The sequence below is a fragment of the Arcticibacterium sp. SM2516 genome, from assembly GCF_057914865.1.
On the sequence record NZ_CP195290.1, the window covers coordinates 1,774,218 to 1,788,427 of the forward strand.

The 14,210-nt window shown below is 39.6% G+C and carries 9 protein-coding genes; 7 read left to right on the forward strand and 2 right to left on the reverse strand.

What is annotated here, in order from left to right:
* Positions 1-117 precede the first annotated feature (117 nt).
* The 3 genes from ACSBFT_RS07335 (at position 118) to ACSBFT_RS07345 (ending at position 4,694) form a co-directional block, all read left to right on the forward strand.
* Positions 118-1,812: a matrixin family metalloprotease gene (locus ACSBFT_RS07335; RefSeq protein ID WP_489604100.1), complete on the forward strand. Its 1,695-nt coding sequence runs from the start codon at positions 118-120 to the stop codon at positions 1,810-1,812.
* 148 nt (positions 1,813-1,960) lie between these two features.
* A complete protein-coding gene (locus tag ACSBFT_RS07340; RefSeq protein ID WP_489604101.1) occupies positions 1,961-3,124 on the forward strand; it encodes an MFS transporter in 1,164 nt (387 codons plus the stop codon).
* 154 nt (positions 3,125-3,278) lie between these two features.
* A complete protein-coding gene (locus tag ACSBFT_RS07345) occupies positions 3,279-4,694 on the forward strand; it encodes a sulfatase (protein ID WP_489604102.1) in 1,416 nt (471 codons plus the stop codon).
* A gap of 368 nt (positions 4,695-5,062) precedes the next feature.
* On the opposite strand, the gene polA is transcribed toward ACSBFT_RS07345, so the two are convergent.
* The gene (gene polA, locus ACSBFT_RS07350; RefSeq protein WP_489604103.1) at positions 5,063-7,888 is read right to left on the reverse strand and encodes a DNA polymerase I; all 2,826 of its coding nucleotides are present in this window, start codon (positions 7,886-7,888) and stop codon (positions 5,063-5,065) included.
* Between the two features lie 77 nt (positions 7,889-7,965).
* Here polA and ACSBFT_RS07355 point away from each other — a divergent pair, with 77 nt between their 5' ends.
* The 3 genes from ACSBFT_RS07355 (at position 7,966) to ppk2 (ACSBFT_RS07365) (ending at position 11,099) form a co-directional block, all read left to right on the forward strand.
* Positions 7,966-9,360: a vanadium-dependent haloperoxidase gene (locus ACSBFT_RS07355; protein WP_463046205.1), complete on the forward strand. Its 1,395-nt coding sequence runs from the start codon at positions 7,966-7,968 to the stop codon at positions 9,358-9,360.
* A 105-nt stretch (positions 9,361-9,465) separates the two neighbouring features.
* A complete protein-coding gene (ppk2, locus tag ACSBFT_RS07360; protein WP_463046206.1) occupies positions 9,466-10,314 on the forward strand; it encodes a polyphosphate kinase 2 in 849 nt (282 codons plus the stop codon).
* Between the two features lie 14 nt (positions 10,315-10,328).
* On the forward strand, positions 10,329-11,099 hold the full coding sequence (gene ppk2 / locus ACSBFT_RS07365; RefSeq protein WP_489604104.1) for a polyphosphate kinase 2: 771 nt from the start codon (positions 10,329-10,331) through the stop codon (positions 11,097-11,099).
* Positions 11,100-11,508: 409 nt separating this feature from the next.
* On the opposite strand, the gene ACSBFT_RS07370 is transcribed toward ppk2 (ACSBFT_RS07365), so the two are convergent.
* Positions 11,509-12,126, reverse strand: a complete 618-nt coding sequence (locus ACSBFT_RS07370) for a 7-carboxy-7-deazaguanine synthase QueE (RefSeq protein WP_463046209.1) — start codon at positions 12,124-12,126, stop codon at positions 11,509-11,511.
* A gap of 117 nt (positions 12,127-12,243) precedes the next feature.
* On the opposite strand from ACSBFT_RS07370, the gene ispG reads away from it, so the two are divergent.
* On the forward strand, positions 12,244-14,208 hold the full coding sequence (gene ispG, locus ACSBFT_RS07375; protein ID WP_489604105.1) for a (E)-4-hydroxy-3-methylbut-2-enyl-diphosphate synthase: 1,965 nt from the start codon (positions 12,244-12,246) through the stop codon (positions 14,206-14,208).
* Positions 14,209-14,210: the final 2 nt, after the last annotated feature.

Here is a 14,210-nt window from a genome sequence, read left to right on the forward strand (position 1 = left end):
ACGGTCCCGATAAAATCGGGAGATTTTCTAATGCATAATCCGGGTTTAAAACCATAAATTTATTGTAACACTAGTTGATTATGCCCTAAGACTATCCGGTACTACAATTCCCTAGCCATGAAATTTAAACGTATTACTTTAATCTCACTTATCATTTTACTGAGTGGCCTCGTGCTATTGCCGAGCTTGGCACAGACTTCCATTAAATTCTCCCCAAACCAATCTTTTAGAAAGTACAAATCAAATTTAGAGATAGGCACTATTGAACAGTTTGGAAATACTTTTGATGGCCAAGTCAATATTGAACTACCTGACAAAAGTTTAAAACTAGATTTCAGAGCAAGCTCTATAAAAAAGTATAATGTTGTTAAAACTTCAGATGGCGAGGTCTTTACAGACGTCGATGTATATGAGTCTAAAGGAGAGCATGGCAGCAACTATTTAATCACCATCCAAAACGAAGTTTATTCTTTTATTGAGTCTACTGAAAATGAGATCTATGAACTCAGAAAAAAAACCAAAAGTGTTTACACCTATAGAACTTTGAATGATGAGAATTTGGAGATAGCATGTTTGACTAATAATACAGAAAAACCAATACTAGACTTACCCAAAAATGCACGTACAATAAATTCTCTGGGCTGTTTTGAATTCCCTGTAGTTTTTGTAAACGACTATGACCATTATCTTAACAATAAAAACAAAAGCCTGGCTGAGATAGAAGCCAAAAACCTCTCTGATTTGGCAGGAGCTCAAGCGATATGGAATTTCCATAATTCTCTCCAATCGGAAATACGATTTAAAGCTTTAGGTCAAACTATTGAGACCGATGATACCAACTTGTTCTGGAGCAGAGACCCAACTTCTGATATGTGGGGAAGACTCGCCTATTTAGTTGAGTTTTGGAACAAACCAACGGAGTGGGATGTGGAGTACCTTACCATCATTTCAGTCACAGGGATTCACTTTATTAATAATGATGAGAATTTACCTGGGCAGCCCCCCGGTTCAAAAAATATAGTTTTAGGCAAAGGCACTTCATTTTTCAATATGTTTAATACCGGAGCTATTGTAATTCGTGGATATGTTGATGAAGAAAAAATAGTAGAAAGCCTTCCGGAAGATGCTACCAAATTTCTATTGGCACATGAATTTGGGCATGTCTTTGGTCTAGGTCACAGTAGACCACAAAGCATAATGTCACCTACTATCAACCCATCTAAAACATGGATTCCAAACCATATAGATTCTATAAATTTGGCGGTTAATAAAGTGGCTAGTCTTAATGTAATAGACCGTTGCCCAAAGGTTTATTTGGGCTGGGAAGATGAAAGAGACGGTTTAGTCTTTTCTTGGAGTGCGGATTTGGTAAGTGAACAAGACAATTTTGTTTTAGAAATAAGCAATGATAAGGGAGTGACTTGGCAAAATATAGGTTTTGCAAATGCACATGGAGACTTCTTTATGAAGTTTATGGATTCTGAGATTATCTATAATCAGTTTATGGCTAGGATGATACAGAAAGGCGATAATAATGCTGTTTCCAATGTGCTTGAAATTGATTTAGAAACACTAAGAGATATTCCGGAGAAAGGAGCCTTTGTCTATTTTGACCAAGAAAGAAATCAGTTGGTTATAAAATCAAGTAAGCCGACAGGAGTGGAAGTATTTGGTATAAATGGAAAACTGGTTGGAAATGATTATTTGAAATACTATTTACTTAATATGGAAACTTCAGCCTGGATGCCAGGCATTTACATCGTAAAGCTAGCGGCTCTGCCAGAGGAGAAGTTCAAGGTATTGATTTTTTGAGGATTGAGTTCTTATACTCAATGCTCTAGCCAATTATTAAAGCTTTTCTCTGCTGAAAATTGTTGTAAGGACAAAAAGTTACCAGTCCGAAAAAGAAACTAAACCACCCAATTCAAGGTTTAGATAGGGAAATTCGCAATCTGAACATTTGAAACAATCCAAGATAATTTTACCTGTCATTGTCGTATCACAGTTCTGTGGTACCTCAATGTGGTTTGCGGGTAATAGCATCATGAGCGACTTGGTAAGAAATTTTGGTTTTGAAGCTTCCGCTTTAGGCCCTTTGACTTCTTCTGTGCAGTTGGGTTTTATTACAGGAACGCTGCTTTTTGCCATATTGGCCATATCAGACAGATTTTCTCCTTCCAAAGTCTTCTTGGTCTGTGCCATCTTCGGGGCGATATTTAACTTGGGTATTATTTGGGAAGGAAACACTTTCTCCAGTATCCTTGCTCTACGCTTTTTCACAGGCTTTTTCTTAGCAGGAATTTATCCTGTTGGCATGAAAATAGCCGCAGACCATTATGAAAAAGGACTGGGTAAATCGCTGGGATTTTTGGTGGGTGCTTTGGTGATAGGTACCGCTTTTCCTCATCTTTTAAAAGATATGGCTCCTTGGAAATCGGTAATCCTTTGGACTTCTGGTTTGGCGGTATTTGGAGGAATGTCTGTGGTTACCCTCGTGCCCGATGGCCCGTTCAGAAAACCAGGTCAAAAAATGGCATTATCGTCTTTTAAAAACTTTTTCAGTAATCGTGATTTTCGTGCTGCCGCTTTCGGTTACTTTGGACATATGTGGGAGTTATATGCCTTTTGGGCTTTTACACCAGTAATCCTAATGGCTTACAACCTTTCCAATCCAGCATCATCACTTAATGTCCCGTTTTATGCTTTCCTTATTATTGCCATTGGAGGTGTGGGTTGTATACTTGGTGGTTATTTATCTCAACGTTTTGGTGCTAAAAAAATAGCTTCACTCAGTTTACGCTTATCGGGTTTATGTTGTTTGGTTTCTCCTTTTATGCTCACTGTAAATTCTGAGATAGTCTTCCTAAGTTTTTTACTCTTCTGGGGTTTAGTCATTACCGCAGACTCCCCACTTTTTTCTACTATGGTGGCACAGAATGCCCTTCCTGAGTTAAAAGGAACGGCACTCACCCTTGTGAATAGCATAGGTTTTGCTATCAGTATTTTCAGCATTCAACTGCTCAATGAAATGAAAAACCATAGCAACTCCAATAGCATTTATTTGGTACTGGCCATTGGCCCAGTTTTAGGACTATGGGCTTTAAAAAAGAGGTCAATTCATTGAACCCGATTTTTGACAAACGCTAATTCTTAATAATGTAGGTTGCAAACCTAAGTTTCTTCGACGGAAAACTTAAAACCGTTTAGATTCTCAGCAATATGTCATATCATTGAATATAATTCCTGTTGAAAAACCTTACGCTTAGCCATCATATTAAATGAACATTTGGAAATCATACGCTCTATTTTTAGGTACTGTACTATTGATAGGTTGTCAAAAGCCAAAGCTTAAGAGGCCTAACATCTTAATTATAGCTGTAGACGATTTGCGTCCAGAATTAAACAGTTTTGGTAAGGAGTATATCTCTTCTCCAAACATCGACCGGTTGGCTGAAAATGGAGTTGCTTTTCAAAGACACTACGTCAATGCTCCAAGTTGCGGTCCTTCTAGATATACACTCTTGACGGGACTTTATGGCCCATCTGATAATTACGCTTTATTTAAGAGAGCAGAAAAAATAGCGAAAGGCGAAGAAGTCAAACCCAGCATGCCGGAATGGTTTAGAGCCAACGGCTATACTACAGTATCGGTGGGTAAAGTGTCGCATCACCCTGGCGGTAGAGGCGGAGATGATTGGGACGACAATAACATGATAGAAATGCCAGGAGCGTGGGACAAGCATCTTCTTCCAGTAGGAGAATGGAAGCATCCTAGAGGTGTCATGCATGGATTGGCGAATGGAGAAATTCGCGAAGTTTCATCCGAAATGGATGTTTTCCAATCGGCAGAAGGTGACGACAACATTTACCCCGATGGCCTCATTACGGACGAGGCCCTAAAACAGTTGTGCGAGCTCAGCACCGATAGTCACAAGCCTTTTTTCTTGGCTGTGGGATTAATTAAACCACACCTTCCTTTTGGTGCTCCATCGTCTTATTATGAACAATACAAAGGCATGACACTCCCACCCATTCCACATCCTCAAAAGCCTGAGGGTAAAACCACCTGGCATGGTTCGGGAGAATTTAATCAATACAATAATTGGGGTAAAGATGGTAATACGGATGCCCAATTTGCCGATGAGGTAAGAAGACATTACGCAGCCTGCGTAAGCTATGCGGATGCCCAAGTAGGCAAAATTTTGGCGGAGCTAAAACGTACGGGAGCAGACAAAAACACGATTGTGATTCTATGGGGAGACCATGGCTATCATTTGGGTGAGCATGCTATATGGGGCAAACATAGTTTGTTTGAAGAGTCGCTCCACTCACCTTTGATCATTCACTACCCAGGTATGAAAAACAAGAATCAAAATACCAATGCCATTGTAGAAACACTTGACATTTTCCCAACACTCTGTGATTTGGCAGGGGTAGAAATACCAAAATTTGCTCAAGGAGAATCCTTAAGACCTATATTAGAAAAACCTTCCCTAGCTGGGCATTCTGCCTTTGCTTATACCCAATCTAACCAGCTTAAAACAGTCAAAACAAATACCCACAGAATGATACAGCATCCAGATGGGTTTATTGAACTATATGACGAAGATAGCGAAACCGTTAATGTAGCTGACAAATACCCTGATGTGGTTAAGGAATTAAAGGGGGAACTTCTTGAGCGATTGGGGAAGTAAAACGCTCTTCTCTTTTATCATATTTGGAAACCAGAGGGAAGACGAAATGTTTAAAACATGGGTTTGCTCACCTATGAATGAAAGCTAGCTACCCTGTTCTCAAGCCTATGGCTTTCACTGTGTTCAATTCTTAGTACTTAAATTTCACTAAACCGCCCATATCATACAGAAGCTGCATACCGCTTCAACAAAGCTGGACCAATAATGAAACAGTCTTTAAATGAAGTTCCGCAGGCTAAAAAAAGCCCCAACGGGGCGAAATATTAATAGCTCAGGGTAAAACCCTGAGCTATTAGAAAAACCATAACCTTTGTTTTGGAGGACTTTTTGCCTTTTATACAAAAAGTGTGACAAAACATTACTTCAATTTAATGAGCCTCCAACCAGTTGTCTCCTACACCAAGACCGGTATCCAATTTTACTTTTAATGGAATGGCGTTCACCATGAGATCATGCACTTTGGTTTTTAGCAGTTCTATTTCATCCACATGAGCATCAAAAATAAGTTCATCATGCACCTGAAGCAGCATTTTAGACTTTAGGTTTTCCTTTTTCATCCAGTCATGCACATTAATCATGGCCAGCTTTATCATATCCGCCGCAGAACCCTGAATCGGAGCATTTATGGCATTTCGTTCGGCATAACCTCTGTTGGTCTGGTTTCTGGAATTGATGTCCCTTAGATACCTTCTTCTACCCAAAACCGTCTCTACATATTCCATTTCTCGGGCCTTATTAATGCACTCGTCCATATAAGCTTTCACTCTTGGAAACTGCTCAAAATAGTTGTCGATAATCTCTTTGGCTTCTGTTCTTGAAATGCCTAATCGTTGTGCTAATCCAAAGGCAGAAATACCGTAGATAATACCGAAGTTGACCATTTTGGCTTTTCTACGCATGTCAGAAGTAACGTCAGCCAGTTCCACGCCAAAGACTTTAGACGCCGTAGTGGAGTGAATATCCACATCATTATTAAAGGCCGCCACCATAGATTCATCCTCAGAAAATGCGGCCATAATCCTCAACTCTATCTGGCTATAATCGGCAGATAAAATCTTAAAGTTTTCATCTCTAGGAATAAACGCCTTTCTAATTTCCCTTCCGCGTTCTGTTCTAATCGGGATGTTCTGTAAGTTGGGGTTGGTAGAACTTAATCTACCCGTAGCTGCCACTGCTTGATTATAGGAAGTATGAATTCTACCCGTTCGCTTATTGATAAGTAATGGCAGAGCATCCACATACGTGCTTTTGAGTTTACTTAACTCTCTAAAGTCCAAAATCCGCCTAGCTATCGCGTGCTCGTTTTCATATTTACTCAATATTTCTTCTCCTGTAGCATATTGACCACTAGGTGTTTTCTTAGGCTTTAAATCTATCTTCAAGAGGTCAAAAAGTACCTCACCGAGTTGTTTAGGCGAGCCCACATTAAATTCTGTTCCTGCCATTTCAAAAATATCCTTTTGGGCTGCTGCTATATCTTTCCCCAATACTTCCGATAGTTCGTAAAGAGCATGAACGTCTACTTTTATACCTTCCATTTCCATTTCAGAAAGCACATTGACAAGTGGTATTTCTACCCTTTGGAGCAAGTCGTCTTGTTCCCTTTCTTTAAGCTCTTTGTCCAAAATTTGCTTTAGTTGCCAAGTGACATCGGCATCTTCTGCGGCATATTTACTTGCCTCTTCCACAGGCACATCACGCATGTTGCCTTGCTTTTTGCCCTTTTTCCCTATCAACTCTTCAATATGGACGGGTTCGTAATTCAGATACAGGTTGGATAAGAAATCCATACCATGACGTAAATCTGGTTCCAGAAGATAATGGGCTAGCATGGTATCATACTTTGGCCCGTACACTTCTACGCCGTAATTTTTCAAAACCGAAACATCATATTTTAGATTTTGAGCAATCTTCATGACCGTTTCACTTTCAAAAACAGGTCTAAATTCCTCTAAAATCTTTAATGTTTCCTCTTTATTTGGCGGCGTAGGCACATAATAGCCCTCACCAGCTCTGTAAGAGAAAGACATACCTACTAATTCTGCATCAAAGGCATCTACATCTGTCGTTTCTGTATCGAAACAGATTTCGTCCTGAGCCAACAGATATTTTATCAATTCCGCCCTTTTTTCAGGCGTATCCATACAGTAATATTGGTGCTTCTTGGTATGAATAGTCTCCTTTTCCGAAGGCTCTTTTATAACCTCTGGCTCTTCAGAATAAGTATCAAATAGTCCCATTTGAGAGGCATCAGCAGGTTTTTTGGCTGCCTTTTTACTGGTGGCTTTTTCTTTGGGAGCCGCGGTAGAGTTATCTTCTGCATCAGGCATCATTCTACGCTTAAGCGTTCTAAACTCCATTTCGTCTAAAAATGCAGCCAAATCCTCTTTGTTATATTCCTCCAAGATCAAATCTTCCGATGTATAGCTTATAGGAACATTGATATCAATGGTAGCCAGCTCCTTAGATAATAGAGCATCAGCCTTTCCGGCTCTCACTTTCTCCCCTATTTTTCCTTTGATTTCATCCGCATTTTCCAACAGCCCTTCGATGGTCCCGTATTCCTTCAAAAATTTGACTGCGGTTTTCTCTCCCACACCCATGATACCAGGAATATTATCCACCTTATCGCCCATCAGTCCCAACATGTCTACCACCTGGTCTATTCTTTCAATATCCCATTTGGCTAATATTTCGGGTACACCTTGTACTTCAACACTATTGCCTAGAAAGGCTGGTTTATACAAGAAAATATGTTCTTCCACCAGCTGACCATAGTCTTTATCTGGCGTGTACATAAATACCTCAAAATCATTTTTAGACTCCCTTTTTGCCATGGTACCAATGATATCATCTGCCTCAAAACCGGGTAGTTCTAAAAGGGCAATGTTCATGCATTTTGCCAAGCGTTTAATCAATGGAATGGCAATGCCGATATCCTCTGGCATTTCTTCTCTGTTGGCCTTATACTCTGGAAATTGTACATGCCTAAAAGTTGGTTCTTTGGTATCAAAAACGATAGCAAGATGCGTTGGTTTCTCCTTTTTTAAAACCTCCAAAAGTGTGTTGGTAAAACCGAAAACAGCAGAAGTGTTCATTCCGCTGGTGTTTACTCTTGGATTTTTAATAAATGCAAAATGTGCTCTATAGATTAAGGCCATTGCATCTAGAAGGAATAGTTTTTTTGAGGGCATTTGGTGCGTTTTTGATTGACAAAATGTTTGTAATATTCGCTATTTTTACGCTTTATTAAAACCATTCCGTCAGATAAATGCTTAAAAAGTCCACCTTCCTTCTTACACTTAGCCTGGTATCCACTTTGAGTTTTGGGCAGCAAATTACTTCTCAGAACTATCAAGCCAGGGACGAAGGAGATTTGGTAGAATTTGAATTTGTACTTCCCGAAAAACAATATGACTTTAACACTTCCGATTTACTAGTAAAATGGCATGTCATCTTATTTGATCTTTTGGAGCAAACCAATGGCTATACGCCCAATGTGGCTGCACGAACTTTAGCTTATGTCAATCTTGCTGCCTATGAAGCCATGCTTCCAGGGCAACCGGACTATCAAAGTTTAAGTGGTCAGATTCAAGAATACAAAAGGAGTAGAGATTATGATGTCAGCTCGGAGCAGTTTTCCAGTGCCATTGCCATTAACAATGCAGTTTTCTACATGGTAGATCAGCTTTTTACTCCTGCACCTTATGTTTGGATGGAGGGTGTTTGGGCTTTTAAAGATTCTGTTAATACCACACTTAGCCAGGATATGGATGCAGATACTTTCCAAAAATCAAGAAATTATGGATTGGCCGTAGGCAAAATGATTTATGAATATTCCAAATCTGACGGCGGCCACCAAGCCTATTTGAGAAGCTACGACATGAACTACCGACTTCCGGCCTGTGAGTCTTGTTTCGAAATTCATCGTTCGGCAGATTTAGAAAACACAGGCCCTATGCATCCAGGATGGCAGTATAACAGGTCTTTCATGAAAGACAACGCCACAGATTTTGGCATAAAACCAAAAGTGGTTTTTTCAAAGTATCCTAAGTCTCCTTTCTATAAAATGGCCATGGATGTTTATGAAGAATCCAAAACGGTCAACCCCGGAAACAAGAAATATGTGATAGCCAACTTTTGGGACGATGCTGCTGGTTTCACATATACCGCCACAGGACATTCCGCAGCTGTTTTGACTATGGTTTTAAGGAAGTCACCCGTTAGCTTGGCAAAATCGGCAGAACTTTATTGCCGTTTAGGTTTGGCTTTAAACGACGCTATTATCTGCTCGTGGATGGGAAAAATGAAGCATAATTTAATACGACCAGTAGCTTATATCAATAGATATATTGATAGTGCTTGGGAACCAAAACTGCTTACACCTCCATTTCCTGAGTTTCCTTCTGGGCACTCTGTGCAATCTGCCGCCATGGCCACTGTGCTTTCAGAAACTATCGGTAGCGACATTGGGTTTACTGATTATTCTAAATTCTGGGTGGGTGAACCTAGAAAATTTGCTTCATTCTGGGAGGCGGCCAATGAAACCAGCATTTCAAGGTTTTATGGAGGAATTCATTACATGGATGCACTTGACCAAGGTCAAGACATGGGAAAACTGGTAGGTCAAAACATATTGAAATTAAAGTTTCTAAAAGAAGAATAATATTTCAGTATTTGCTTTTAAAAGAGCCAGATTTATCAGACTTTGGGCTGTTGAATATGAGATACTAAAGCTCAAGATTTTTTCAAATTTACTTTTAAGACAAACATGCCTTTTACTGCAGAAGATTTACTGGAATCAAAAACAAGAAAAGAGCTTATTGCGATAGCCGAAGAAAAGGGTATTGATATAAGTAAAACAGTCAAAAACCTGATTTACGAAAAAGAGCTGGGCCTCCTACAAGCGGAATTGGTAAATCTGCAAAATTGGATCATTGAGAAAAAGCTGAGAGTCGCGGTTATTTTTGAAGGTAGAGATGCTGCCGGTAAGGGTGGATCTATTAAAAGATTCAAAGAGCATCTAAATCCGCGTTCTATGCGTGTGGTAGCTCTTACCAAACCCACAGAAGACGAAAGAGGTCAGTGGTATTTCAGAAGATATATTAAGGAGCTTCCTGAGCCTGGCCAAATAGTTTTCTTTGATAGAAGCTGGTATAACAGAGCCGTGGTGGAGCCGGTAATGGGTTTCTGTGACGATAAGCAATACAATCAGTTTATGGTGCAGGTGCCGGAATTTGAGCACATGCTATATGAAGATGGCGTTATTATTATAAAATTCTGGTTTTCTATATCTAAAGAAGAGCAAAGCGAAAGGTTTAACGAAAGACTAGCGAATCCTCTAAAACAATGGAAGTTTAGCCCAGTAGACCAGAAAGGACAAGAACTGTGGGGTAAATATACGTACTATAAAGAGCAAATGTTCAGCAAGACACATACCGCTTTTAGTCCGTGGATTATCGTTAAAACCAACAGCAAAAAACGAGCTAGATTAGAAAGTATCAGGCACGTACTTTCTCGATTTGAATATCCAGAAAAAGCACAAGCTCAAATAAGTCTTCCGCCAGACCCAAACGTGATTCAACGATTTTATAGAAACGTAAATCAAATTGATATTTAAGATCTAAAGTAGAAATGAAATTAACAGAAAAAGATTTAGAACTCTTAAATTCTAAAATAGGTCTTAGATTGGTTTTTGCGGAAGAAAAAACCAATCTAACTAAGGCTTTACGCTATTCTAAATACGAAAAAGAACTTAGAGAACTCCAGGCAGAGCTAGTGAAACTACAGACTTGGGTCATTGAGAACAAGAAAAAGATTGTTATCCTTTTTGAAGGTCGAGATGCCGCTGGTAAAGGTGGAGCTATTAGAAGAATAACAGCTCATATAAACCCAAGACACTTTAGGATTGTGGCTCTTAATAAACCGACGGACGACGAACGCGGTCAATGGTATTTTCAACGTTATGTCAATCAGCTGCCGAAACCTGGAGAAATTGTTTTTTTTGACAGAAGCTGGTATAACAGGGCCGTCGTGGAGCCTGTGAATGGTTTTTGTACACCAAAAGAATATGAAATTTTCATGTCTTCGGTCAATGAGTTTGAAAAAATGGTTATTCAATCGGATACTTACTTTATCAAATTTTACTTCTCTATCACCAAAGTAGAACAAGCCAAAAGGTTTGAGGATATAAAGAAAAGTGAATTGAAAAAGTGGAAGATGTCTCCTTTAGATGAAAAAGCCCAGGGTTTGTGGGACGAGTACACCAAATATAAACAGGTGATGTTTGATAAAACTAACACCGAAATGGCCCCATGGACCATCCTAGATGCAGATAAAAAAACGTTAGCAAGATTGGCAGCGGTAAAACATATTTTGAAAGTGATTCCTTACGAGGAGCATTAAATCATTGAAACATTAGAGTATTGAAGCATTAAAAAATGAACCATTCCAGCATTAGAGCATTGAATCATTAACTCATTGGAGCACTGGAGCATTGAATCAATAACACATTGGAGCATTAAAAAATGAACCATTCCAGCATTAGAGCATTGAATCATTAACACATTGGAGCATTAAAGCATTAAAAAATGAACCATTCCAGCATTGGAGCATTGAATCATTAACTCATTGGAGCACTGGAGCATTGAATCATTAACACATTGGAGCATTGGAGCATTAAAGCATTGGAGCATCCAAAAATGAACCATTCCAGCATTGGAGCATTAACTCATTGGAGCACTGGAGCATTGAATCATTAACACATTGGAGCATTAAAAAATTAACTCATTGAATCATTAACACATAGAAAAAACTAAGGAATATCCATAAACTTATGGGTCTGTAAGCTGATTTTCCATTTTGGATTTGCTTTCACGTAGTCTATAATTAAAGGCAGCATTTGCTCCTGCTTATCCCATTCTGGTTGAAGTAATAATTGGCAGTCATCATTGACGAGTTCAGCGTATTTCTCTGCAAAAGCAAAGTCAGATTTATTAAATATGATGGCTTTTAGCTCGTGGGCTACCGGAAAAATACTTTCATGTGGTTCTTTAAATTTCTTTGGAGAGAAACAAACCCAATCCCACGTACCACTCATTTCGTAAGCCCCAGAAGTTTCAATATTGGTTTCAAAACCCGCCAAACGTAAAGCTTCTGTCAAAGGAAGCATGTCATACATCAATGGTTCGCCACCAGTAATCACGACCAATCTTCCTGGATGCTCTTGAGCCTCAGTAACCAACGTTTCTATAGAAGTAAGTGGATGTTTTTCGGCATCCCAACTTTCTTTTACATCACACCAGACGCAGCCCACATCACAGCCGCCAAGGCGAATAAAGTAAGCGGCTTTGCCATTATGCACACCTTCTCCCTGAATGGTGTAAAAAGACTCCATGATGGGTAAAGAAATAGCTGTCTGACTAGAATCCATATTGGTTTCGTTGATGAAATTTCCACAAAATTAAGCTTTCTGAAATAGAATCTCGTCTATGAATAAAAGTCAATTCATAAAATAGTAAATTTGTAAATCTGCAATCATAATAAAAGAATGAGCATTCAAAAGACTGATTACTGCAATTCCTTAACTTCCTACTCGCGACGCGAGACCAATCAAGTCAAAATTGGTGAACTTATGCTGGGTTCTGACTTCCCAATTCGGGTTCAATCTATGACCACCATAGATACCATGGACACGGAAGGCTCTGTGGAGCAAAGTATCAGGATGATAGAAACGGGCTGCGAAATAGTGCGAATAACAGCTCCGTCTGTTAAAGAAGCTCAGAATCTGGAAAACATTAAGAAGGCACTGCGAGCAAGAGGCTTTAACCAACCGCTGGTAGCAGACATACATTTTACGCCAAACGCTGCTGAGCTGGCCGCAAGGATAGTAGAAAAGGTTAGGGTAAACCCTGGCAACTATGCTGATAAAAAACGTTTTCAGCATATTGAATATACCGATGCTACCTATCAAGATGAGCTCGCACGTATTCGTGAAAGATTTACACCTTTGGTAAAAATCTGTAAGGAACATGGTACTGCCATGCGAATAGGAACCAATCACGGTTCACTTTCTGATAGGATTTTGAGCCGCTATGGCGACACGCCTCTTGGAATGGTGGAGTCCGCCTTAGAGTTTTTGAGAATTTGTGAAGATGAGGGATATTATGATATTGTAATTTCCATGAAATCTTCCAACCCTCAAGTGATGGTGCAAGCTTACAGAATGCTTGCTACCAGACTGGATGAGGAAGGTTTGAAGCCATATCCCCTGCACTTAGGAGTAACAGAAGCAGGAGAAGGAGAAGACGGCAGAATAAAGTCTGCCATGGGCATAGGGACACTTCTGGAAGATGGTTTGGGTGATACCGTCAGGGTTTCGCTTACCGAAGACCCAGAGTTTGAATCGCCTGTGGCTCAATCGCTCATTGACAGATATGCCAATAGAGCGGCTAAGGCTTCTCCTATTTTACCTATAGAAAATTATCCAATAGACCCGTTTTCTTATACTAAAAGAAAGAGTATTGAAGTGGCAAACTTTGGCGGCAGTAATGTCCCAAGAGTGATAGCGGATTTCTCAAAAACAGGTGTAAATGCTGTTGAATCCTTGAAAAGTATTGGTCATTATTATTTACCTGCCATCGACAAGTGGGGTATGAATGACCTGGGTGCCGATTATATTTTCACAGGAGACAAGTCGATTAATTTCATGTTACCGAACGGCTTAAAGGAAATCTTGAATTATGAGTTCTGGCTCACAGCTGCTGACCAAAACAATAAGATTCCGTGTTTGACAGTGGAAGAATATTTAAAGGCAGAAAAATTACATTCAAAACTAAATTTGGTCAAGGTTGACGCTTCATTTATCAATAAGGCTTTCTTTGACAATGTTCGAGAGAAAAAGAATGTAGTGCTCCAACTTTCTTCTCAAAATGCCCATGCTATGGCAGATATGCGAAGATTCTTTGTGGCACTTCTAAATCTTAACGTTGATATACCCGTGGTTTTAGAGGCCAAATACGGTAATATCAGTGAGAGTAACTTCCAGCTTTATACTGCTACAGATTGCGGCGGATTATTGCTAGATGGCTTGGGAGATGGCATCACATTGAACTATGAGGGAGGGAAACCAGAGCTTATCAACTCCACCGCTTTTGGTGTGTTACAAGCCGCCAGAACAAGAATTACGAAAACGGAATATATCAGCTGTCCATCTTGTGGAAGAACCTTGTTCGACTTGCAAGAAACTACGGCTATGATTAGAAAAAGAACGGATCACCTTAAGGGTGTTAAGATTGGAATTATGGGATGCATCGTAAACGGGCCTGGAGAAATGGCCGATGCCGATTACGGTTATGTGGGCATAGGAAAAGATAAAATCTCTTTGTACAGAGGTCAAACTGTGGTAAAACGTTCTGTGCATTCCGACAATGCCGTAGACGAATTGATAGAATTAATTAAAGAAGACGGAATCTGGACGGAACCGTCAACCATAGAAGAAACTTTAACAGCATAAAA

What these genes read in the sequence shown, in the direction of transcription:
- ACSBFT_RS07335 (WP_489604100.1), top strand. Translation starts at nt 118, where the DNA reads ATGAAATTTAAACGTATTACTTTAATCTCACTTATCATTTTACTGAGT.
- ACSBFT_RS07345 (WP_489604102.1), top strand. Translation starts at nt 3,279, where the DNA reads ATGAACATTTGGAAATCATACGCTCTATTTTTAGGTACTGTACTATTG.
- polA (WP_489604103.1), bottom strand. Translation starts at nt 7,888, where the DNA reads ATGCCCTCAAAAAAACTATTCCTTCTAGATGCAATGGCCTTAATCTAT.
- ACSBFT_RS07355 (WP_463046205.1), top strand. Translation starts at nt 7,966, where the DNA reads ATGCTTAAAAAGTCCACCTTCCTTCTTACACTTAGCCTGGTATCCACT.
- ppk2 (WP_463046206.1), top strand. Translation starts at nt 9,466, where the DNA reads ATGCCTTTTACTGCAGAAGATTTACTGGAATCAAAAACAAGAAAAGAG.
- ppk2 (WP_489604104.1), top strand. Translation starts at nt 10,329, where the DNA reads ATGAAATTAACAGAAAAAGATTTAGAACTCTTAAATTCTAAAATAGGT.
- ACSBFT_RS07370 (WP_463046209.1), bottom strand. Translation starts at nt 12,126, where the DNA reads ATGGATTCTAGTCAGACAGCTATTTCTTTACCCATCATGGAGTCTTTT.
- ispG (WP_489604105.1), top strand. Translation starts at nt 12,244, where the DNA reads ATGAGCATTCAAAAGACTGATTACTGCAATTCCTTAACTTCCTACTCG.